The 23,987-nt window shown below is 36.0% G+C and carries 16 protein-coding genes, 1 CRISPR repeat array and 1 riboswitch; of the genes, 3 read left to right on the top strand and 13 right to left on the bottom strand.

The annotated features are described in order from the left end of the window. Positions 1–43: 43 nt before the first annotated feature. The 9 genes from cas2 to IQ237_RS20590 all read right to left on the bottom strand — a co-directional run bounded on the left by cas2 (position 44) and on the right by IQ237_RS20590 (position 10,647). The gene (cas2, locus tag IQ237_RS20630; protein ID WP_096568703.1) at positions 44–337 is read right to left on the bottom strand and encodes a CRISPR-associated endonuclease Cas2; all 294 of its coding nucleotides are present in this window, start codon (positions 335–337) and stop codon (positions 44–46) included. After that, complete coding sequence (gene cas1d / locus IQ237_RS20625) at positions 334–1,311, bottom strand: type I-D CRISPR-associated endonuclease Cas1d (protein ID WP_194058586.1); 978 nt, start codon at positions 1,309–1,311, stop codon at positions 334–336. The genes cas2 and cas1d overlap by 4 nt, the downstream gene beginning before the upstream one ends. Before the next feature lie 4 nt (positions 1,312–1,315). After that, positions 1,316–1,900, bottom strand: a complete 585-nt coding sequence (gene cas4, locus IQ237_RS20620) for a CRISPR-associated protein Cas4 (protein ID WP_194058584.1) — start codon at positions 1,898–1,900, stop codon at positions 1,316–1,318. Between the two features lie 4 nt (positions 1,901–1,904). Further along, positions 1,905–2,702, bottom strand: a complete 798-nt coding sequence (cas6, locus tag IQ237_RS20615; protein ID WP_194058582.1) for a CRISPR-associated endoribonuclease Cas6 — start codon at positions 2,700–2,702, stop codon at positions 1,905–1,907. After that, a complete protein-coding gene (cas5d, locus tag IQ237_RS20610; RefSeq protein ID WP_194058580.1) occupies positions 2,699–3,412 on the bottom strand; it encodes a type I-D CRISPR-associated protein Cas5/Csc1 in 714 nt (237 codons plus the stop codon). Before cas5d ends, cas6 begins: the two co-directional genes overlap by 4 nt. Positions 3,413–3,586: 174 nt before the next feature. After that, entirely contained in the window at positions 3,587–4,570 is a 984-nt protein-coding gene (cas7d, locus tag IQ237_RS20605; RefSeq protein ID WP_194058578.1) for a type I-D CRISPR-associated protein Cas7/Csc2, read from the bottom strand. A gap of 12 nt (positions 4,571–4,582) precedes the next feature. Beyond that, on the bottom strand, positions 4,583–7,546 hold the full coding sequence (cas10d, locus tag IQ237_RS20600) for a type I-D CRISPR-associated protein Cas10d/Csc3 (RefSeq protein WP_194058576.1): 2,964 nt from the start codon (positions 7,544–7,546) through the stop codon (positions 4,583–4,585). A gap of 28 nt (positions 7,547–7,574) precedes the next feature. After that, entirely contained in the window at positions 7,575–9,695 is a 2,121-nt protein-coding gene (gene cas3 / locus IQ237_RS20595; protein WP_194058574.1) for a type I-D CRISPR-associated helicase Cas3', read from the bottom strand. Positions 9,696–10,032: 337 nt separating this feature from the next. Continuing rightward, the gene (locus IQ237_RS20590) at positions 10,033–10,647 is read right to left on the bottom strand and encodes a Uma2 family endonuclease (protein ID WP_194058572.1); all 615 of its coding nucleotides are present in this window, start codon (positions 10,645–10,647) and stop codon (positions 10,033–10,035) included. Between the two features lie 393 nt (positions 10,648–11,040). Between IQ237_RS20590 and IQ237_RS20585 the strand changes: the two genes are divergently transcribed. Beyond that, positions 11,041–11,985, top strand: a complete 945-nt coding sequence (locus IQ237_RS20585) for a YafY family protein (RefSeq protein ID WP_194058570.1) — start codon at positions 11,041–11,043, stop codon at positions 11,983–11,985. A gap of 401 nt (positions 11,986–12,386) precedes the next feature. After that, positions 12,387–13,756: direct repeats of the CRISPR family, unit length 37 nt; unit sequence GTTTCCAATTACCTAATCCCCGCAAGGGGACTGAAAC. Positions 13,757–13,948: 192 nt separating this feature from the next. Here the strand turns inward: IQ237_RS20585 and IQ237_RS20580 are convergent. Next, entirely contained in the window at positions 13,949–17,008 is a 3,060-nt protein-coding gene (locus tag IQ237_RS20580) for an MFS transporter (RefSeq protein WP_194058616.1), read from the bottom strand. Between the two features lie 535 nt (positions 17,009–17,543). On the opposite strand from IQ237_RS20580, the gene IQ237_RS20575 reads away from it, so the two are divergent. Then, complete coding sequence (locus IQ237_RS20575) at positions 17,544–17,747, top strand: chlorophyll a/b-binding protein (RefSeq protein ID WP_096568732.1); 204 nt, start codon at positions 17,544–17,546, stop codon at positions 17,745–17,747. A gap of 191 nt (positions 17,748–17,938) precedes the next feature. Here IQ237_RS20575 and IQ237_RS20570 read toward each other — a convergent pair whose 3' ends face one another. The 3 genes from IQ237_RS20570 to rnc form a co-directional block, all read right to left on the bottom strand. Next, complete coding sequence (locus IQ237_RS20570; protein WP_194058568.1) at positions 17,939–19,276, bottom strand: SLC13 family permease; 1,338 nt, start codon at positions 19,274–19,276, stop codon at positions 17,939–17,941. Positions 19,277–19,385: 109 nt separating this feature from the next. Continuing rightward, a complete protein-coding gene (locus IQ237_RS20565) occupies positions 19,386–20,021 on the bottom strand; it encodes a universal stress protein (protein ID WP_194058614.1) in 636 nt (211 codons plus the stop codon). Positions 20,022–20,331: 310 nt separating this feature from the next. Further along, positions 20,332–20,467, bottom strand: a riboswitch (cyclic di-AMP (ydaO/yuaA leader). 487 nt (positions 20,468–20,954) lie between these two features. Further along, positions 20,955–21,641 carry a ribonuclease III gene (rnc, locus tag IQ237_RS20555; protein WP_194058566.1) on the bottom strand — a complete coding sequence of 229 codons (687 nt, stop codon included), beginning with the start codon at positions 21,639–21,641 and terminating at the stop codon, positions 20,955–20,957. A 787-nt stretch (positions 21,642–22,428) separates the two neighbouring features. Between rnc and IQ237_RS20550 the strand changes: the two genes are divergently transcribed. Next, a partial coding sequence (locus tag IQ237_RS20550; protein ID WP_194058564.1) for a LamG-like jellyroll fold domain-containing protein occupies positions 22,429–23,987 on the top strand: 1,559 nt, incomplete at its 3' end.

Below are 23,987 nucleotides of genomic sequence, written 5' to 3'. Positions count from 1 at the left end.
GACCCCGCTCTAGGTCTGCCAAAAATTCAAGTTGATATATCAATTATATGATTATAGCTTGCTCTTGTCTAGGGGTTTCCGAACCATAAGTGATAGTTTTTTTCACACTCCCAGCATCTAGTACATAAATTCTAATCGAATCCTCTTCAGATTTAATCAATCGTTCTATCTTGGTTTGCAGTGTCGCAAACTGTACCGCAGTCAAAAAACATTCAAACACACTGTATTGAGTCCATTTTCCGTAACCACCTAACATTTTATGTAAACGAGTCCGGCGTTTGTTAGCAGCTTTGCTATCTGGTAAGTCGTAAATTATGAGATAAAAATGTGTTGTCATCTTAATGATAATGGTTTGTAGGGTACACCTTCTTGTAAATGACGACTCAATAACCGTGCTTGTAATTCTATTCCTCGTCTGTAGGTACAGCGATAATCAAACACCGGATGTTTAAATTCATCATTCATCTTTTTATTAAATGCTTCGAGAAATGTTTTCCTAGCATTATCTTTCAACCGATAAGCACCCAAACTTTCATTAAAATCCTGGGGTTGAATTTCTTTTTTGTGCAGCAATGACAACACCAAATTATCAGCTATCAATGCTCTAAATTCTTCCATTAAATCCAACACCATCGCCGGTTGTCCATGATGGACTTCATGTAAATAACCGATATAAGGATCTAAACCTGCCACGTTTACTGCTGCCATTACTTGACCTTGTAATAAAGCATAAGCAAAACTCAACAATGAATTTACCGGGTCAGTTGGTGGACGACGATTTCTACCATTAAATGTCCATTGTTTACCCACCATATTTTGCCAACAAGCGAAATATTCCCTAGCTGCTAAACCTTCAACACCCCTTACTTGGTCTAAAGTTTGTTGACTTTTAACTAAACCTTTACGTTCTTTGAGGGGATTATCTTTTTCATTATGTCGGTACAATACATGATATTGATTATGGATTTTTGCAGTGACAATGGTTTTCACTAATTCTAATCTTTTCACGGGATCAGAATAAACTTGATATTGTGCTAACCGCAGTTGACCATTACGAGAAGATTTAGGTAAAGCCGAACCCAAGTATTTACCAAAACTAGAAAGATAATGTATGGGCATTTTCAATTCTAAAGCATAGGCAAAAGCATCACCCGTCACTTGGGGATTACCCATCAACATGATTTCATTCACAGTTTGAGCAGCAACTTTATGTTTTTTCCAAGTACCATCTTCTTGTTTTAAAGTTACGACAAAAGCCTCATAATCTTTGCTAAGAATAGCATCAGGTTGAATTACATACAGAGTAGTCATAATTTTAGAACTCCTGAGATTTTAATTGCTTGACTTCAAAGGGTAAACATATCCGTTGTAAACTACAGGATTGGCATTTTTTAGTATGCTCAATAGGTGCGGGCATTTGGTTTTGACTAGCAACTTGAGCTAATGCGATCGCTTGTTCAGTCATTTGTCGTAATTGGGGAGTAAAAGCTACAGTTTGTCTACGACGATTGGCATGATAAAATATTTCACCATAGGTAATATTTCTACCTGTGCGTTCTTCCAAACATAAAGCCGCAGCACATAATTGAAAATGGTCATTTAAATGTTGTGCCATCTTACCTTTTTTGTATTCCACCGGCACAAGTTGACCATCACATTCTTCCACAGCATCAATAACACCGGAAACTTTTAAACGTTCAGACCATACCCATTGCTGTTGATGAATTAAAGTTTCACCATCTTGAAAAGTCCCATCTTCATTAATATTACGGTGGATATGACGACCTAAAATAATGTGTTCATTGTCTTCCATTTCACCTAACACATATTCCAGGTAAAAACGCCGGGGGCAATATTCCCAAGCATTGAGATAAGCTAGGGGTAAATAATCTTCATTCATTTGATTAATAATTGATAATGGAAAATTGATAATTGTCAATTGTTACCACCTGTCCCATTCCCATAGTTGTTTTTCTCCCCACGCCGGAAAAGACAGCAAAGTGAGATAAAATAGTAGCAATTCTCGCTTGTTCGGGGTCTGTAAACCGATATTTCACCCAACCTACAGAACCAATTTCCGCACCAGCTTCCATTTTTAAAGCATGGGTTTTGAGGTCAAAAGCAGAAACCAAACCTTGCCATTGAAGTTCAGGAAAGTGTAAATCTGAAGGTGCAAAATGATTCCAACGACGTAACAAACTATTAAATACTAATTCCGGCAAAGGGAAAGGTTGAATATTTTGATATTGTTTGAAACTGGTGGGTGATACAAAATTTAGCAGAATTTCAGAATTGAAATCATTAGTATTTGCTAAAATACAATAATCAGAAACATTCACTAAAGAATGAGAACCAGGAAAAGTAGAAATACCACGAATTACAAAAGGAAAATTACCAAGATAAAGAGACTGATTTTGAGAGAGTTCTATACCCTGTAGAAGTGGATAAATTAAATTATCATCTAACAGAGAAATACGAATGATAAAATTATCACCTAATCTTGTACCATGTGGACGACGATAACCAATTAATCCTGATAAACTAAAAGCAGATTCCTGACTATCATGAACTAATTTAGCTATGTGTGGATTTCCTAAACTTAACCATGCCATAAATTGAGAATGAATAGCCCTATTTAATGTAGCTGGAATAGGCTTTTCACTAGCAGCACCTAATTCAATGACTAAACTGTGTAAATTCATTTGATATTAGCCCCATAAGCAACTCCTAAAGGCAAACAAGTTTGATCAGGTAATTCATAATATTTTCCTGATAATTGAGCCTGACTAACTAAACTTGAAGGAGGCATAACAATACGATTGTAAAGTAATAGTCTAGTTGTTGTAGATAGGTCTAGGGGATTTAAAGGATGTCTGGTGATATATTCTCCAGATTTTTGTTTAACATCTGTTATTATTGTGGTATCAACCTTAATTTTTGCTGACCATTTACCTAATCGAATCCAATGGGGAATTATAATGGATTTAGCAGCCAAGATATAGGTTTTGAAATGACTACCTATAGCTAATTCTTTAGCACGACCATAATTAACAGGGTAATTTTTTCTTGCACCTTCACCACCGAATTGTGCTGATTTTCCATAATAAGTAACTTGGGCAGCTTTAAAAGTATTGACTTGATAAGACCAAGTAATAGGTAAAGCTGGAAAAACATAAATTCCTGCTTCATTTAGATGTAAAAGACTTTGTTCTTGATTAACTTCTAAATAAGTAGGTTTTTGGGCTGCTTCACCTTGAAGTCTATAAGGTTTAGGGATATAAGCAGTTTCAAAAAACGCAAAACTCAAAGCCCAATTATGTAGATATTTTTCAGTTTCATAGAGAATACCCATTTCACGACTGGCAAAGAATACATTATCATGTAGGGTTAAATCACATTGGTAAATAATCATATTTTTGATGTTGGTAATTGGAAATATCCTGATCTCTCCCTAACCCTCTCCTAAAAAGAAAGGGAACAGGAATAAAATCTACATTTGTAGGTTGGTTTGAACGATAGTGAAACCCAACAAATGTTAATAAGTAGAAAATATTAATAAATGTTGGGTTTCGTTTCTCAACCCAATCTACTTTTTAGCTTTTTTAGCTACTGCACCATAGGTTTCAGCGTAGGTTTTGGTCTGTTGATATAAGCTGGAAATTGTCTGTTGTAACAAAGTTTCATCTTGATAAATAGCGGAAACTTCAGTTAATAAATTCGTTAATTGTGAACCTGTAATTACCTGTTTTTTACGCACTGGTTCTTGATTCAATAAACTATTAGTTACTTCTGTTGCTTTGGTAATAATGTCTGCAATTGGGGCATTAATATCTGGTTTGAGAGCATCATATAATGCTTGGGTGAGGTGAAGATTACTAAAAATTTCCCCATCACAAAGGACAATACCAATAATATGATTAGTCATTGTGCCTGTACGTGATTCCTGTGCGCCATAACGCCGGGTTCTGAGGAGATTTCCTAATACATATAAAAAGCCTTCAAATGTTGGATCTCTCAGAGTTTCTACTGTGGGAAATGTAACTTCTGGGAGAACATGATCTAATTCATTAATTGCACTTCTCATCACTCCTTTTTCGCTCATTGTTCCACCTTCAAATGGTGCATTAAAGGTAAAACTCCGGTGAGATTGTTCATAAGAACTAAGTGAAAATGCAGAATCAGAATAAACTTTAGAACGCTCTGAACCACTATCACCAATTGCAAAACCATAAATAATACAATCAGGACATTTTTTACAAGAACCCTCACCATTATATTCACAGAATTTTTCTTTATCTGTGGAGTCAGCACTGGTTAAATTTAAAGAACGTAATAACTCCCTTCCTGCTAATCTTTCTGGGGTGATTTGTTTACGTTTAAACATTACTAACCGACTAATAGAATCGGGGGTTTTTAAACCTGCTTGAGTGCGTGCAGTATTGAGAACACCATCAGTTTGAAATACGGGAAAAGATTGACTGTGACGTAACATTAAAAAGTGGACATATTTACCAGATGCTAACCGGGGGAAAGCATTATGAAATTCAGGTTTCAGGGTTTCTAAGTTCATGTTTTTAATTCCTTATGATTCAGATTTTTCAGTATTTTTTGATTGCAAAGCTAACCAACGGTAGGCAAATTCAGCACCGGATTTGATGCGATTGCGGTTTTCTTGGAGTAGTGCGCGATCGCCTTTATAAAGTTCCAGAAATAAATCATTAACACAGGTGGTCATAAACTGACGAATTGCCATTAATTCTTGGTTTTTTCTCTCAGAATATTCCACATTTTTATTCATCAATAATGGACGTTTAAATGCTTCTTGTCTTTCCAAAGCATCGTATAATTGACCAGCACCTTGTAGGATGATATCATCAGTTTCCAGGTGATTAGGAACAGTCAAAATTACCTCTAGAGCTTTAGAAATAGGTAACAGAATTGAGTGACTAGATTCACCAACATTCACTTGATAAAATTGACGATATTCTTGAACAATGCGCTCAATTAATTTCAGTTTTTCTTGCATATCGTTGTCTCCTTTTACCCAGGTTTGGGCATAATTCCAAATTCTTTTAACATCTTCTTTTCCTGGTTCTTTTTTACTATTACGAAATCCTTGATCAGAAATGGCAAAGATATTTAAAACATCTGTGACTAAATCTCTCACAGTTCCGGTTAATGCTTGCCATCTGGCATCGGGTTTTTTACTCCTATTATCTAAATGCAAACTGTAGGTAATTAATAACCTATTTAAAGCAGGTGATAACTCCTGTATTCTGACATTTGATGATGTATTTAGTAACTGCCAAAAACCTGCCGCACCATCTACAACTGCTGATTCTAAAAACTCTTGATCACTTGCATAAAGCGGATCTGGACTGCTAGTAGCAACAACTTTTACACCTAATAAAAGCGGTAAAGATAATGCTAAAAAAATCGGTTCTACCCACGCATCTGTGACTGTTTTACCTCTAGTTGTGGTATAAGTCATCGCCATAAAAGGTAAGTCTGTAACTGAATAATTTTTAGATTTGGCAAATCTTCCCTCTTCTACATCATCATTTTCTCTCCAAGGTAAATTTTGTAATCCTTGATATTGCATTTCTGCATCTAACCAATGTTTACGCACCTCCCACAAATTAACTCTTTTAAATTCCTTCACTAATAACCTCACAGCTTTAGCTACTTGAGGAGAATAAACATAAGCTGGAAAAATGTAAAGAAATACTGGTTGTTGTTCCTCTAACTTTCCTGCTGGTGCGCCTAAAAATGCTTGACGCAATAACATTTCTAAAGACCAAATTTTTGATATTCCTCGTTTAATTCTCCCTCCTCCCAAGGCGTTTTTATTACTATATTGTTGAGGTTTAAACAAAACTACAGTATCTAATTGTTCCTCAGCTAATGCTTCTCCACTACTGAAAGAACACAGAGGTTTATTAGTGATTTTAGCTTGGGTATAAGCTGTTAATTCTTGAGTAAAATCAATATTTTGATCTCCAGCGGTGAATATTTCCAAATATTCAGACAAATAATCAATAAATGCTTGATAGGTAGGACTGCTATTTTCTGTCAACAATTTATTTTCTTCAGCCCAATTTGCTAATTTATTCGCTAAGTCTTGCAAATATTCCCTAACTTGATTTTCGTCTAAAGTAGGATTTTTAGCAATATAATGAGCCGCCACTTGATACCAACCATAATTAACTCCTCCTGACTGTTTTTGTGTAGCTTCTGGGGATATTTCCGCAGCTAATTCTAAAGTATTAAGTATCCAATTGATATAATCTGAAGAATTAGCAAAAAATTCTTTTTGAGCTAATATGATAAACTCTGCTAATCTATCAGCGCGAATATCAGCACCAGTATTTAAAAACTGTATTTCTGTGGGGTTTAAATCTAACTTTTCTAACCTTTTTGGTGTTGCAGGTGATTTAATGTTAGCAACTTTCACCTGTACAACTTCAGGAAGTTGGCAAATTAAATCTTTTGGTGTGAATAATTCTGAGGTTTGGGGAGCGATTTTTAAACCTTTACCATCACGAACATAACCCACATCACCACTTTGAAAATACTCTGCTAGTCCTTTTTGATTTCTTTCTTCATTACCATTAATTAAATTATCCCAAACAGCAGTTTGTACATCTGTAAATTGTGGTTTTGTGACATCATTAGGAGCTAAATAAACCACACCTTGAGCAAAACAGAGCATTTCTTCCCATCCTAATTTATGGGCAAAATTAACTACTGCATTATGAATTTGATTGGTAATTAATCCCCGACAATCTCGTAAACGATGGTAAACTAATTTCTGGGAAATGTTTAACCAATATAAGTGATCTCGTAATCTATCACCTTTTGTAGTTGTGATAATTTCCGCAGGATCAGATATATGTACTGCAATATCTCCAAAGGCTAATAAATGCCGTAAAATATCAGTTAATCGTTTATCCTTAATAGTGAATTGTCGCTGCTCATTTTCCCACAGAGAAATAATAGAACTACTATCTACATTAAACTGGGTATTTTGTGCTAAAAATGCTATTTCTAACAGATAATCTGGCCATTCTTGCCAAAATTCTGTAAAGTTTAATTTTGTCCCCAATTCCCTACATAAATTAATAATTTCCTCAATTTCATGGGCTTTTGGTGGTGCTTGTTCTTCCCCTTGTGCTTTCACATATTTATTATAGTCATGTAAGGCAATTCCTAAACATAATAATCTCTTTTCCTCATCTTTTAATTGCTGACGTGGTGATAAATGTAGACTCAAATTCCAAGCAATTAATAATCCATTTAAAACATGAACTAATAAACTTTGATCAGGTTTATTTGCCCAACGTTGAGCGTTTTCCTGGGCGTGTTGATCACTTATACCCAATTTCACCAAATTATGATAATGTACTATTTCTGAACCTCCCATAGCAGGAATAAGGGCAAATTCCCTTTCCATAGCTGGTAAAATAGTGTTAATAAATGAGGTTAAAATCGGATCTGTGTCTGCTGGTAAAGTTTCAATCAGTAAGGCTTGTAATAATGTAGGCATAGTTGTAAAATCACTTTATTTGTGGTTTTTAAAAAATGTACGGTTTACTTCTTTCACATCGTCTAATTTTCCATTTTACGGCTTCTAATAACAAAGCATCTTGATTAAAAGCACAACTATAAAATTGTCCATCACTATCTTTAAGTCTATAAAGTCCAAAGGTAGGACTTAAATACAAAGTCTGGCTAATTTGCCAATGACTATTATTAGGAGTACGGTTAACCGGAACTAAAAAACCTAATAATTTCTGTCTTTTTAAACAACGATTAACTTCTGTTTGTGGATGTCCAATAATACTTAATTTATCCACAAAAGTAAGAATACATTGTTTAATTTCATCACTAGAGCGATCGCTTTCTAATTCAATATTATATCTTTGATCTGACCACTTTTGAACTTTCAGATAAACTTGAATATATTTCTCTGGAAATTCTGTATGGGGATGATCAGCATTTATCGCAGCTTTTAAAAACTCCTCTCTATCAATTATTTCTACTTCTGCATAAGCTAATAACCTCAATAAATCATAAGTGTAAAAACGTCCTTCATCCCACACCGCAGCTTGTAAATCAGAACTACCTCTAAACCTTAATAACTCCTGTTGTACTGCTTTTCCTACTCCTTTTTCATCCTTACCTAAAGCAAACCAATGTCCACGTTTTTTATCTAGTTGTTCACCGTAAACTAAGCGTAAATCTTCAGAAATTTTATCTTTTAATTGTTCAATAACTCCTACTTTTTTACTACCCATACTAAATAACATCCCTTGTGCTTGTAAAGCACCCCAATATTTAGGATATTCTGTAAAAACTGTAGGTGCATTAAACACTTCTGTAATAATTTCTTGAAACTGATCACGATCATATTCTGCGTTAGTTAATTTCTCTTCTAATCTTGATTTTATCCAAGGAGTACGACTAGATAAAAGTACAAAAGCCTGATATTTATTAAATCCAGAATGACGACCTAAACGCCCCAAACGCTGAATAAATGTAGCAGAATCACTGGCTTCAAAAATTAATAAATGTATTCTAAAATCTACACCCACATCTACCGCAGAAGTTCCCACAATTAACACAGGTTGCTGAGAATTTTCTAACTCATGATGTATTTTTTCTCTCTCTTGTTTATCAATTCTCCCACTAATTTCTCTAACTTTAATATCAGGTATTAATTTCTGTAATTCTCTCACTGTTCTACTCACCAAAGCCACAGAATTAAGAATAATTCCGCCTCTACCTTTACCTTCTTGGTGGAGAATATTTCTAATTTGTTCATGTTCTTGAATTAACCAGTTAAAAGCGTCGCTTTCTCTGTCTAATTGTACAAAATCTAAATCAATAGTTTGACAAATTTGCCGATATCCAGCAGTAGGTTTACTTTCATATTCTCCCTTAATTGATGTTACCTTAAAACCAGCATTTTTAAGGAGTTTAACAAAATTGTCCTTCGGAGTTGCGGAAGTAAATAAAACTCGCATCGGTCGTTTTTTAGGACGATTATGGCGAATTAGTAATAAACTATTGAGAATTGCCGCTTCTTGATGTGAACCAAAAATATGAAATTCATCAGCTATATATAAATCTGGATTTCTACCTAAAGTAATCGCTAATTCTGCGCGACTATAAGCAGGATTTATATAACGAGAATGGGTAGCTAAATGAAAAATATCAGGGTTAGTCAAAATCACATATTTATGTTTAAGAATTTTCAATAATTCCTTAAACTTGTTAGTTTTTTCTCCCTGTTCTACTAATTCTGCTAACTTTGCACCATAAAGACTTTCTATCTCATCAATTTCTGCAAGATTGAATTTTTCATAATAATTGATAATCTGTCTTTTTTGATCTGCAACTAATTCAATGGTGGGATAAAGTGATATTACTTGAAAATCACTATTTAATAAACTTGCTAAATAAGCAGCTAAGGATTTACCATCACCTGTAGCAGAGGTATTAAATATAATTTCTGCATCGCTGTTAATAATGGCGTGATAAGTTTCCGCTTGATGAGAAGATAAAGGACAATTGTTACCTTCTCCAAAGTTGGGTGCTTGTTGTTTGACTTTGCAAGTTTGCAGACATCCTAAAGCACAAGCCCCCACACCCCCATTCAATTTGGAGTATAATGGCAGTAAAGAAATTTTCACTGTAGTTCAGTATTTGTTGGATGTGATTAATGTAATACTTCTGCAAAAAGAGTTGTTATCAAAAAATGACTACATCTCAAAAATTTTGGGTAAATTTTAGCAATATTATTGACGTACAACTGATAACCCAACTGGGAATGAATTCCCAGTCTAATAGCAAAAGTCATCTAAAGATGACTGAATACAATTAAAATTCAGCAGATATGGTAATTGCTGTGTTTTATATTTAGTGTACTTTAGTACACTTTAGCTATTAGCCTGGAAATTCATTTCTGGGCGGGTATGGTGGCTAAGAGTGGGTGAAAAATGCTACATCGACTCAGTGCTTAACTTTTAGTCATTTCCAAACCTCAGTTAAATCCAAAACAAACCCAGGTAAAACATCTTCCCCAGATAAACTGGTAGGATGTTCTAAAATTTCCACATCTTTACTTGGATGATAAATTTCTACTCGTTGATTTTTTTGATCAATTAACCAACCTAAACTAGCACCATTTTCTATATATTCCTTCATTTTAGATTGTAATTTTTCTAAAGAATCAGTTTTAGAACGTAGTTCTAGAACAAAATCAGGACAAATAGGTGCAAAACTTTCCTTTTGTTCTAAACTGAGAGTATCCCATTTTTCTTGTTTTACCCAAGCTGCATCAGGAGAGCGATCGCTACCATTAGGAAGATGAAAACCAGTAGAAGAATCAAACGCTTCTCCTAATTTAGTTTGACGATTCCAAAACCATAATTGTCCAGCAATATCAAAATTTCTTTTTCCAGTATAACTTCCAGTAGGAGGCATAATAATTAACTCTCCCGTAGCATTTCTTTCTAATTGTAAATCTCTGTTAGCAAGCGCCAAATCTAAAAACTGCTCATGGGAAATTTTCAATGTTATTGTAGTAGGAATATTGACCATAACTGCTGGATAAATATTATTTTTTACATTAGTTTGTGCCATCATTCCCTCCTAATTATTCTAATTACAGGAGATTGCAGATCCATTAGGTACAGAATCTAAATTGAAACCTATACACTAAGCTAGTTTTACTCCTGACTCCTGACTCCTGCTGTATTTTTGTATTAGTTCTAAGTAGGTGAACAGAAAAAAACCAAAATATGTAACAAAAAGTAAAATATTCAAAAACCTCTTCCCTGTTCCCTGTTCCCTGTTCCCTTGTCATAACGACAATTTTTAACGCCCACTTACTTAGATTAACATTGAAGCTACTAGCAGAAGAAACCTTGAAAACACAGAATTAATGCTAATTCATCCTAATTCATTCTACAGTTAGGCGATCGCTTGCAGATTCCCAAACATAGATATATTACACCAGTTATTATACCAGTTAAAATGTCATCTATACATGATAAATCTAATCAATTAATATTCGCATTAGAAATATTAAAACTGCTGGCAGAAAAACCCTTAAAAAAAGCCGAGTTAGAAATTTTGTTGAGCGATCGCGGTTTTGAAGCTGGTGATTTATCACAGAAAATTACTCGTACCATTGGTAAACTCCGAGATTGTGGTTTTGAAATTAAAGCTGCACCCAACCGCCCCTATGAGTTAGTGACATCAGCGTTTCCGGTGATTTTATCTGAAGAACAAAGACAAGCACTATCAATGGCCTCTGAGTTACTGACGAGCTTAGGGTTTTCCGCAGAAGCAGGATATATTTACCAGATTGGTAAGTTTAATGAAAAACTCAAGTCCCCTAATCTGATAACAGACTTTCATCCACCTACAGACTACAGTGAAGATAAAATCAATGAAATTGTACGTCATTTACGGCAACGGTTTCAGCAAAAACGCCGCTTTGTAGTTTGGTATCGCAGCAGACAAGGTAAAGAAACATTCTGGGATTTAGATAAGTCAGAACTGAGATTACATAACGGTGTTCTCTATTTGTTTGCTTTAGTTCCAGACTTTCGGAGTTATCACTTAGAACCCCGACCCAATGCTGAACAAAACATTACTTTGAGAGTAGACCGCATCACCAGAGTTGGTGGAGTTTCCCAGACTCCCTGGACTTATAGTAAGTTTCCTACTTTAGATATTGTATACCGTCTGACAGGAGATTTAGCGAGTTATAGACCCCGTAGACCCCATGAAACAGTTATTTCTTCACTGGAAACTACAGAATATGTTGATATTTTAACTCAGGAAGACTGTATATTTTGGTTTCGTCAAAGAATACTACAGTACGGTGCTAGTGCTAGGGTTTTAAGTCCTGATTGGGTGGCAAAACAAGTCCAGGATGCTTTGAAAAAAGCTTATGATAATTACATTGATTAAACAGAAAAGGTTTTTCCTGAACCAGTAAGAATGTTTTGATGGTGGAGGTTAGTAGCAGGAATTGGGTAATAGTTTCTTGTTGGAAGTTGCGTGGGGTTAATTAACAGTTAAATATAATTGACTAAATTGGTCAACCTGATACTTAAATATTTGTAATACAATAAATCTTGACAAGTAACTTGTTAAAGTTTACCCTTAAATAAGGATAAATTTGGCAGACCTAGAGCGGGGTCAAAAACCCTGGGGGGTCCGCCAAATCGCCAGAACCTTGATAATTGAATAGTTCTAGCGTTTCATCAGTTTCAGTTGGCGGTTAACCCGAAGCCTGAAATGAGGTTTTTTTAGAGGTCCGCCAAATTCCCCCCTACAGTCTGCTCCCAGACTATGTTTCAGAGGGCGGGGTTTCCAATTACCTAATCCCCGCAAGGGGACTGAAACAATGCTATAACAAACCGATGGATGTGGTGACAGAGTTTCCAATTACCTAATCCCCGCAAGGGGACTGAAACAAAATGGCTTTTTTCTCCCTGTAATCATATTGGGAGTTTCCAATTACCTAATCCCCGCAAGGGGACTGAAACAATTAAGATAAGGAAATCTAAAACTATGACAAGCGCAAGTTTCCAATTACCTAATCCCCGCAAGGGGACTGAAACAAGTTTTTAATTCCTCATAGTATTTGTGTCCAGATGCAGTTTCCAATTACCTAATCCCCGCAAGGGGACTGAAACTTAAATTGTGGCGAAAAGAAGTAAGAGAATTTTTAAATGTTTCCAATTACCTAATCCCCGCAAGGGGACTGAAACGTCGGAAAACAGTTGGCGGATCTGGATGGAATACAGTTTCCAATTACCTAATCCCCGCAAGGGGACTGAAACTTTAGCAATAGAAGCTGTACACCAAGTCCAATCTTCTATAGTTTCCAATTACCTAATCCCCGCAAGGGGACTGAAACCAAAGGATACCAGGATGAGAATTTTTCAACCAAAATGAGTTTCCAATTACCTAATCCCCGCAAGGGGACTGAAACTTATCAGGTTTACTACCCATAGGTTATATACCAACTCAGGTTAGTTTCCAATTACCTAATCCCCGCAAGGGGACTGAAACGAACAAATACCATCATCATGTTTAATTAATGCAAAACAAGTTTCCAATTACCTAATCCCCGCAAGGGGACTGAAACAAACCAGTTTGCACTAAAAAAATGCAGAAATTCGAGGTTTCCAATTACCTAATCCCCGCAAGGGGACTGAAACGAATATATGGCTAAAACATTCCAAAATGTAACTTTTAAGTTTCCAATTACCTAATCCCCGCAAGGGGACTGAAACTTGTAATTCTGGTTTTATGATTGGATGAAAACGCGGCAAAGTTTCCAATTACCTAATCCCCGCAAGGGGACTGAAACTATCAATTTTCCATTAGAGTCGGAATGTAAGTAATGTTTCCAATTACCTAATCCCCGCAAGGGGACTGAAACCTCAATTCAATTTTTCTCTTGACTTAGATGGGCGTTTCCAATTACCTAATCCCCGCAAGGGGACTGAAACTTTATCTTGATGCCCAAAAATGGGCATCAAGAACGTTTCCAATTACCTAATCCCCGCAAGGGGACTGAAACTTTGATTCACCTGCTTAACTAAAGGATAACAAATTTGTTTCCAATTACCTAATCCCCGCAAGGGGACTGAAACCTGCTTTCCAGTCAGAAACCTGTTTAACTTCAATAATGTTTCCAATTACCTAATCCCCGCAAGGGGACTGAAACTCATTGTTACCATTCAAAAAGTGCAAGCTTTTCTGAGGTGGTAACTGAAAAACCTTGCACTTAATTCCTAGTTAAAGAAAAAATCGTTCCTATCCAACTCTTGAAACTGTTCCCTGTTCCCTGTTAAGAGTTCCCTGTCTTCACAGATAACTTTTTCAGCAACCCTTAGGTAATTGTCCATTATTGAAAAACCTAAATCAGCACAACAGCAACTGCTCCGCCTAACGCCGCAGAAATACCAGAAACAACCGCCGTCGCAAACAACCACCAAGCAGCATTAGCAGCAGCTTTGCGGGTTTCTTCTGCTTGACGTTGTGCTTGATGTTTTACCTGTTCTAGCCGATGTTGTGCTTCATTTTGTAGTTGTTCTGCTCGTTGTAAAACCATATTTCGGGCGTGTTCAATTCTGTCAATAATGCGGTTAACATCTGCCTCAGAAATATCTTCACGGGAACTGAAAATAGCTACTAAAGTTTCACGATTGAAATGAGACAAGCGATCGCGCAATGCTTCAAACCCAGCTTGAGGATCTTCCAATAATTGACGGATATCATGCTGTATTCCTTCGTAATTCAATTCTGGACGTTCTAGAGAATTAAGATAATTACGAATCCTGGCAAAAATGCCTTCAATTGCATCTTGAATCCTTCTTTGAATACCCCGCACCTGTTCTACAAATTGATCACGCACTGAGATCATATTATCAGCAATTCTCGCTGCTTCTTCATCTGTAATATCTTCCCGAATTTTCAACAAAGCAATAATTGTTTCTCGATCAAAATGGGAAAGGCGATCGCTCAAACTTTCCATCCCTACTCTGGGATCATGCAACAACAAATGCAAATCTCTTTTAATTCCTTCCGGGTGCAATTCCTCTTTACCCGTAAGTCGTAAATACTCCTGCAAATAAGTTTGAAAATTTTGCATTCTTTGTTGTGTTCTTGTTGCTAACCGACGGGGCGCACGGACAATATTTCTAATGGATATCTGTACATTATCAATGATTTGATTAACTTGTTCCTCACTCAAATCTTGACGTTGACTTAACAACTTCACCAAAGTATCTCTATCAATACGCGATAACCGGCGACGCAGTACCACAACACCCTCTCTAGGGTTTTCAAATAATCTTATGAAATCTCTCTGAATACCTTCAGGATTCAATTCTTCCTTACCAGTATTTCGCAGATAATCTGCAATAGTCGCAGTCACAGAATCATATTGTCCCCGTGCTTTTTCCCCCACAAATTGCGGTATGTGGCGGATATTATGCCATGATTCTTCAACTACATCAATAATTTGATGAACTTGTGTTTCTGTTAAATCTTGACGTTGACTTAATAATTGCACCAAAGTATCTCGATCAAAACGAGATAACCGCGCCCGAATAGCTAAAATTCCCGCTTGGGGATCTTCTAAAAGTCGTTTTAAATCAGCGCGAATAGCATCAGGATTTAATTGTTCTTTGCCTGTATTTCGCAGATATGATTCCACATTTAACCAGAGAGTTTCCGCTTGATGTTGTGCCTGTTGTGCTATTCCTAAAGATTCTACCAACACGCGATCGCGCTGCATTTCCAATTCATCTAAAATCGGATCTAAATCTCGTTCTTGAATATCATTGCGTGCTAACAGAATCTCAGCCATTTCTTCCCGTTCAACTTGTGCCAGTCGTCGGGATAAAATTTGATAATCTGCTTCTGAATCTGCCAACAGCGGTTTAAAATTATCCTCAATTCCTTCTGGTGTTAAATCTTCTCTGGGAGTTACCAGTAAATAACTTTCAACTCGTCTTTGCAAATCTTGGACAATTTCTCTTTCTTCTTGGGCTGCTACTATTACCAAAACCTCATCCCGTACCATTACCAATTGATCAGAAATTTGATAAATTTGTGCTTGAGTTAATAATCCCTTAGTTTGCAAAATATTGATAAAATCTTGACGGGTAATTTGCTCTAATTCCCTATGTATTACCCCAGGATCAGCAGCAGGATCATAAATCACATCTCGAAATTCTTGGGCAATTTTTTCTTGACTGAGTTGCCAAGGATAAGAGTTAAGCAGGTAGTTGTGAATATCCCCACGAATAGGATTATAAGGTTGTTCTGTAACTTGTTCTGTAACTTGTTCTATGACTTTTTCTCTAGCAGTATTTAAGGAACGCCAAATTTTTTCTACATCCAAATCAGACAAATCTGCTCTACCTAACACTACCCCAGTCAATGCTGATATTGCTTGTTGCATCATCCCTGGTTTTTGTTCTGTTTCTTTGGTAGAGTGAATTTCAGTAATTAATTGATCAAGTTTGGCGTTGAGTTCATCGGTTTTGGTTTGTCCAGGGGGAAGGGATTTGAGATAGTTTACCAACTCACCTAAACTTTCTTTTGTAGGTTTTTTCTGACTCACCACTTGTTCCCAAACATTGTATAAAGCGTCAGCAATGCGGTTAACTTCTCGTTTGGATAAATCGGTGCGACTGCTAACTAAATCAACAAACTGTTGACGGTCGATATTTCCCAAGTCTGCACTGCTGGCGATCGCTTTAAATTGAGGTTCATTAAGTAAGCTTTTAAACTCATCCCGAATCTGCGATATATCAAGTTCTGGGGGACGTAGTTTTTCTATGTAATGTTCTACATTTTGGCGAATACTTGCCGGGGCGATCGCATTTCCCAGTTCCCGACGCACCGCCGAGGCAGCCGCTTCCGCAGTTGCTACCACTTGCTGATTTACAGCCCTAGTACCTAATGCAGCTGTAGCTGTTCCCATAATCGCCTGAAAACTGGCAGTAGCCGTATTCACAACTGAACCAATTAAAGAACCGACTGTAGTTGAACTTACCCACATTAGTAATAGAAAATACGCTCCCCAAATGACTAAACCTAAAATCGCTCCTAATCCGGGATCTAAAATTAATAAACTCAATTTTACAGCTAAGAAACAAGCGATGAATAAAGCAATTGTGACTGTAACTAATGTCCAAATTCCCAACCTCGTGCCAATTTTGCGAACTGTGCCACCAAAACTTTCAATTTCCTGAGATTCTGAAGGATGTCCTAAATAAGAAATACCCGCAGCAATTGAGAGATTTGTTAACACTAATTGAAAGGCAAAAGCGAGAATTACCCCAGAAATTAAAGCCACAAAAAAGCGCGGACCCGATGTGAGAATCGAAGCCTGTGCTGGTGTGACGTTGGGAGTAGTTACAGGTACTTGTGCTATCCACAATAAATGTTTGTATAGTTCCTGCATCATTTCTATTTCCTACCTCTAAGCCAGATATTTGTGCAAAATTGGGATGATCCCTGCGTTATAAGGATTTTACTGCTTCACTAATGACCTCTGCTGGATGTGAATATTCAACTTGTCCAACCTTCAGAATCCAAAAAAATAGGCGATCTTAGCATCCATCGCAAGTGAGAAAGCCTTATATAACGTTAGATAGAAGTTGAGGATTTTATGATTGTAAATTTATATAAATTCTAGCTTATTGATTAATATCAATACTGTTATTCTTTAGGTGAAAATTTTTGTTTTTTGGATTGTAGTCAGTCAATTTTTGATAGCTGGTTTCCATTTATTTACCATGAAAAATTTTTTCACCATCTCAGGGTAGATTTGTCTGGGTAAATAGCTTTATAATTATCGTCCCTAAGAAGTGCCTCTAGTTTGTACTATAGGCATAAAACAACTGTGTGTGTAAAAGCTACATTAAAGTTAAGCATTAAAAAAGTGAACAAAAGATTAGATTCAGAACCTCAAACTTATTGAAATTTGGAGGTAAAAAATGGAAACTCGCTCATCTACTGATATACCACCCGTTGCTAAAGCTTATAATGGTGTAGATCGTAATGCCTTTATTTTTGGTTGGAATCCTCAAGCAGAATTGTGGAATGGACGCTTGGCAATGATTGGATTTTTAGCTTATCTACTTTGGGATTTAGCTGGTTATAGCGTTCTTCGTGACATTTTACACATCTTGAGATATTAACGTCAGAAAGGAGATCCAGGAGTCAGGAGTTCTTGATTTTGGATTTTGGATTGTTTTTGTGATCTCCAATCTAAAATCTAAAAAATCTAAAATCTCAAATTTTTCTCCCCATCTCCCCTATCTTGTAACACCTAAATCCCTGACTTCTCAAAGAAGTTAGGGATCTATTTTTTGAGCATTTTGTTTTATGTTTAAAGTAAAAAACGCACCAAAACATACAAAGCTGAAGTCACAAGTTGCAATAAGGTAATAGGAATACCATAATGTAAAAAAGTCTTAAAAGAAATTCTTCTACCATGCTGTTCAGCAATACCAGCAGCAACAATATTAGAAGATGCTCCCACTAAAGTACCATTTCCTCCCAAAGTTGCACCAAACATCATGGCATAAAACAGTGGTAAAACTTCTGGTGGAAACTGTCCTTGAAAATCTGGTGATAAAACTTCTGCTGGTGCTAATCCCACATTTACAAGATATTGTTTCAACAAAGGGACCATGGCCACCACTAAAGGAATATTAGGTACAACACTCGATAAGATTCCTACTACAAATAACAAAAGCACAGAACCTAGCAAAATATTTTTACCTAATATCAGCCCTAAAACACCTGACAAACCTTTAATTACTCCTGTTTTATCTAATCCTCCAATCAGCACAAAAATACTCATGAAAAAAATTAAGGTACTCCAATCTACATCTCGCAAAATATTATGAACTGAATCAATTCTGCTTTTGTGTGCCAGTAATAAAGCTAAAGCAGCACCTAACAAAGCAACTGCCGCAGGGGAAATTGGTATTGGTAAAGATTCGCCAATTACAAAAAATATCAACACAAAAACTACTATCACTCCGCCGACAATTAAAACTCGTGGATGATTAATTTGCGGATGGGGTAATTCTGCCAAATTTTCTAGGTTTTTATGCCAAATTTTTCTAAATAAAATTGGTAGTGTTACTACAACAGTGACAACAGAAATGACTCCTCCTAAACTTAATTTTCCTAAATAATCTATAAAGCTAATATTGACAGCATCACCTACAATAAATGTGGCTGGATCTCCTACTAATGTTAATAATCCGGCACTATTAGCAACAAACACCATCAAAATTAATAAAGGTACAAAATTAACTCCTATTTCTTCTGCCATTGGCGGAATTAATGGAGCTAATAACATAACTGTAGTGGCATTGGGTAAAACAGCACAAATTGGCGTAACTAATGCCACTATTCCTAATAGTAATTTTTTGCCACTACCTTGAGCAAGAATGACTATTTGTGTGGCTATATAACTAAAGATATTCGTCGGTTCAAATGCTCTCACTAATACCATCACACCGAAAAACAAACCCAAAGTTCCATGACTTTTACCAATATAACCAACTGCTTCCGGTAAAGTCATGATATTAGTAAAAACTAATATTAATGCACCCAATAAAGCAGCTACCATTAAATCAATCCATTCCGTCATGATTACCACAATGACGGTGATAAATGTGATAATGCTGAAAACAGCTTGCCAGTTTTCCATACCATCTTCCCTGATAATGTGATTGTTTTTTATTGTGTGAAAAAGAGCTAAAAAAGCCACCTATATGTAAATATAGGCGACTCAATAGTTGATTCTTGGTTTATGGGTATTAATCAAGACAACGAGGAATACCCAAAACAGCACAGGGAAAATGAGGATCTAAACGTTCAATCACAGGATGATTGATAGATTGACAACCTAAAACCAAAGCATCAGCATTTTCTAATTCCACGACTTTTTTCAGTTCAGTAGATAAGTTACCAAATCGTAGATGAGATTTAAAATCACTCTGCCATTCTTGAGCTAAATTTTTAGCTTGCCAAAGAATTTTATCTGCTTTTTCCGGTGCTGAAGTGGTAAGTAACTGAGGTTTTGATGGCGTTAACACCATTGTTGTTGATTGGCTTACTTCCAAATATTGATGTGTTAATTTAGCCCGATTTTGTGGGTAATTGAATTGATGATGATCAGAAATACTTGCCTGTTCTTCTAATACATAAACAGCCTGAACATCGACTTCAATGTTGCTTGCTAAATGGGTTTGATGTGCAATACAAAAAGCAATATCTAAGGCTGTATGACTATTAGGAGAACCATCATAACCAACAATTAATTTGATGGATTTTACCAATGAATTTTTCTCACTCAGGCATTTTTTTGGAGCAGGTAGTAATACCATTTGCTCAATCAGGTCATAGCGACCAATAGCACTTTGTAAACGTGCTAACAATGGCTTGATTTTCACAGCTTTAACTTCTCTCCCTTGAAACGAATGATGAATGAGAAGCAGGGATGCCAATTTTAGATTTTAGATTTTAGATTTTGGATTTTAGATTTACAGGTAAGCATTCAGCTATCAGTAATCAGCTTTTTTAAACGTACTTTTTGAAACGTACCATCAAAAATAACCATTTGATCACCAAATGACTAAGCAAGCATTCTGATTTCTGAATCCTGAATTTTGACATTCATAGTTCATCCAAAATCATTAACTAAAATCGCAAATTGATTAAGGAAAACCCAATAACAACTGGTATTACAGCCAAGGTTTTGGGAGTTCCTTCCATTGCCGACGGAGTTAGCTGACGGGCTAAGACTGGAAGGTGTCTTTCAATTAAGATTCGCCCCAATTATTTGGTTCCTCCGCTTCAAATCCAGCTTTCATGAATTTGAATTAGGCTACCCACTCGATAGTAATACTATTCCATTAAGTTAAGATAAAGTCAAGTTGAAGAATTGTGAGCTTTTGTTTGTAGAGTGCAACTTAATTGTTAATTCTTCCAGTTTTTGCTAGAAAATAAATCATTGAAAATTATCAGTTAGCAACCAACAGGATGATACATCACTAAATCCTGTGTGTACTTAAAGTTTGTAGATCCTGACTTTGGATAGCTTATCATTAACTATGATTTGTTCACAATGATAATGTTAACAGCTTAAAAAGCCTTTTTTGATACATTATCTAATTGCCCAATAGGACATAGGCAAGACTAGACTAAAAACCTGATTCTTGTGTAGGGGTAATTCATGAATTACCCCTACTTTTGTTTTTTGTAAATCCTAGACTAAGTTGTTATTTATTAACAAGAGGTAACAAAATAACAACATCAAATTTATGATCACCAAGAATAGGAGAAGATTCCTATTCTGATTAATATCCAATTTATTTAATTGAAAATTATTTAAAACTAACCTTTTTTTTAAGTTTGGCGATCGCATCTTCAGCAGCAGCTTTTTCAGCTTCTTTTTTACTCTTTCCTTTTCCTTCTCCCAATTCTTTACCATCTACAAATACTTGAGAAAGAAATTCCGGTGCATGATCTGGACCACCTGCTTTTTCTGTGACATATTTAGGAGGTTCTTGGATACCTTGAGCTTGGGTTAACTCTTGTAATCTGTTTTTTGAATCTACATTTGATCTCGGTTCTACCACATCTTCCGATACAGAATCAAATAATGGTTCAAGAATGACTTTAAGTGGTTCAACATTACAATCATTATCTAAATAATAAGCACCAATTACAGCTTCAAAGGTGCTACTCAAAAGGTTAGGATTTTGATAACCACCATCTCTAATTGTGCCTTTTCCTAATCGCATTCTCAAGTCTAAACCAACTTCTAAAGCAAATTTTGCCAATTGTTTTTCTTCAACTAATGCAGAACGACGACGGGTTAATTCATCTTCTCCTTTTTCGGGATGACGACGGTACAAATATTGTCCACTGAGGAAGTTTAAAATTGCATCTCCGAGAAATTCTAAACGCTCGTTGTGTTCTCCTTCTCCTGGGTTTTCGTTGACATAAGAACGATGGGTTAATGCTTGACGTAGGAGTTTTTCGTTATTGAATAAGAGTAATTCTTGCATTTTATTTTTTCTTTTTCCTGTTGTAGCAAATGTGAAATATGGAAAATTTCTATAAACTGATATTTTATAGCGAGTACATAAATTAGGGTGTACCTCATAAGACTGGGAAACGCTATATAGGAATCATATTTGATTCTTGAAAAACACTCCGTACACTTCCCCTGTTCCCTGTTCCCTGTTCCCTCTCTACACAGATAATTTCAAAAATCAAATACCAGTCCTATATAAAATTAACACATTAGACCAAGTGTTGAAAGGAAGGAACAAAGCAAGACTTGTCACAAAGGAATCCTGCTGTTGATACAACTACTGAAACCTGTGGTGTATAGTTCTGCTTGAGATGGGATTTCTGACATTTCTCACATAGCATTTATATTTGCCTGTTAGATTTGTATAATTACGTAGTGAAAATGGAATGTCAATACTGTATTTAACGTATTTTTTAATACAGATTTTCATACAATATAATTCGTTTAATGAATAAAAATTTAATCTTTTTTTAATCAAAAACGCCATTATGTGAGGTTAGATATTATTGCTAATAATACGTAAACTTATATTAATTAAATATCAAAAATTTGACATGATGTATTTTTTTTGATATCGTGTTTCACGAAGGCTAAAAGCCAGAAATGAGCTTGAAAATTCAGCCACAATTATCCCAAAACCAGACAAATTGCCAAAAGGTATAGTGTTAAATCATTATACTTCCAACAGGCTGAAAATTTTGCATTAATCATCATTAAAAACCAAAAAACTTTGGATCAAAATTATAAGGATCATCAACATGAGCAACGCACCGAAACTCTCTGTAATTTCATTTGATGGGATAGACGATTACCTAGTCATTGCCAACCACAATTCTATTAACTTTGATAAAAATCAAAATTTCTGTATTGAACTCTGGTTAAAAATTGGCAAAATTTCACCTGGTTCTCATACGCCTTTTGATGTGAATATTTTTGAAAAATGGCAAGGAAGTGTTTTTCCCTATGCTATTCGTTATAGTTCCACCGCTGGGACAGTCTATGGTTCTCGCTATGATGGTAGAAATCCTTCAATTTCATCGAAAAAAGTAATTAATGACCAAAAATTCCATCATGTAGCTTTTGTGAAACAAGACTCCCAATTGTTCCTGTATGTTGATGGTGTTAAAGAAAGCGAAACCCAGGATACAGTAATTCAATCCACCAAAAATGATTCTCCTTTATATATAGCAGCGGGTACTTCTATTAGTAAAGGAGGGGGAACTAGACGTTTTTTCGCAGGTCAAATTGCTGATATTCGTCTGTGGAATATCGCCCGCACTCCAGAAGAAATTAAGCAAAATATGAACTCTCGGTTGAGGGGAAATGAACCAGGATTAGTAGGTTATTATCCTTTGAATGGGGATGCTAACGACAAAACCGGCAACGCTAATCATGGCACAATAAATGGTGCTATTTGGCAACAAGAAGAAATTCCTATCGCTGATTTAACTGGTGGAAATGAGCTGAAAAGCCGTGGAGTTTGTGATACAAGAACGAACTTTTATTTAGTAGATACTAACAATCCCATTAATATTAATGGCAATATTAATGGCTGGGAAGTTTGGGCAGATACAATAGCTCCTCTACAACTGATTATTTACCGAAAAGACGGTAGTTCTTGGTCAGTAGTAGATAAGAGTGACACGAAAACTCCTGTGGTAGGACTTAACCAGTTTTCCCTATCTACACCCATGACAGTTAAACAAGGTGACTTTGTTGGCATTTATTATCCTGGAGGAGGTTCAGTAAGTTTCAACCGCACAACAGATAAAGAAGCTTGGGACTTGGGAAATTTAACTGGTAAAGTTCTTTTCACTACCACTGGTGCTGGTGCTACAGCCTTTTCTGGCTCAAGTAATCGCGTTTATTCCATCAGGGTCAAAGGTGTTGCACAAGTAATACAACCTACAAGTGAGAAAACCATACCTGGTGTGATAGGTATAGGCATGAACAATCAACTATATACCAGAAAGACCTTAACCAGTAATTGGGAACATATTGCTAACAGTGGTTCTGTCTTAGGTATTACCGTCATGCCAGACGGTACAATAGTTGGTATAGGCATGAACAATCAACTATATACCAGAAAGACCTTAACCAGTAATTGGGAACATATTGCTAACAGTGGTTCTGTCTTAGGTATTACCGTAATGCCAAACGGTACAATAGTTGGTATAGGCATGAACAATCAACTATATACCAGAAAGACCTTAACCAGTAATTGGGAACATATTGCTAACAGTGGTTCTGTCTTAGGTATTACCGTCATGCCAGACGGTACAATAGTTGGTATAGGCATGAACAATCAACTATATAC

Source organism: Sphaerospermopsis sp. LEGE 08334 (assembly GCF_015207205.1).
Taxonomy (GTDB): domain Bacteria; phylum Cyanobacteriota; class Cyanobacteriia; order Cyanobacteriales; family Nostocaceae; genus Sphaerospermopsis.
Note: the sequence above shows the minus strand (reverse complement) of the source record. Positions and strands in the feature narration are given on the sequence as shown.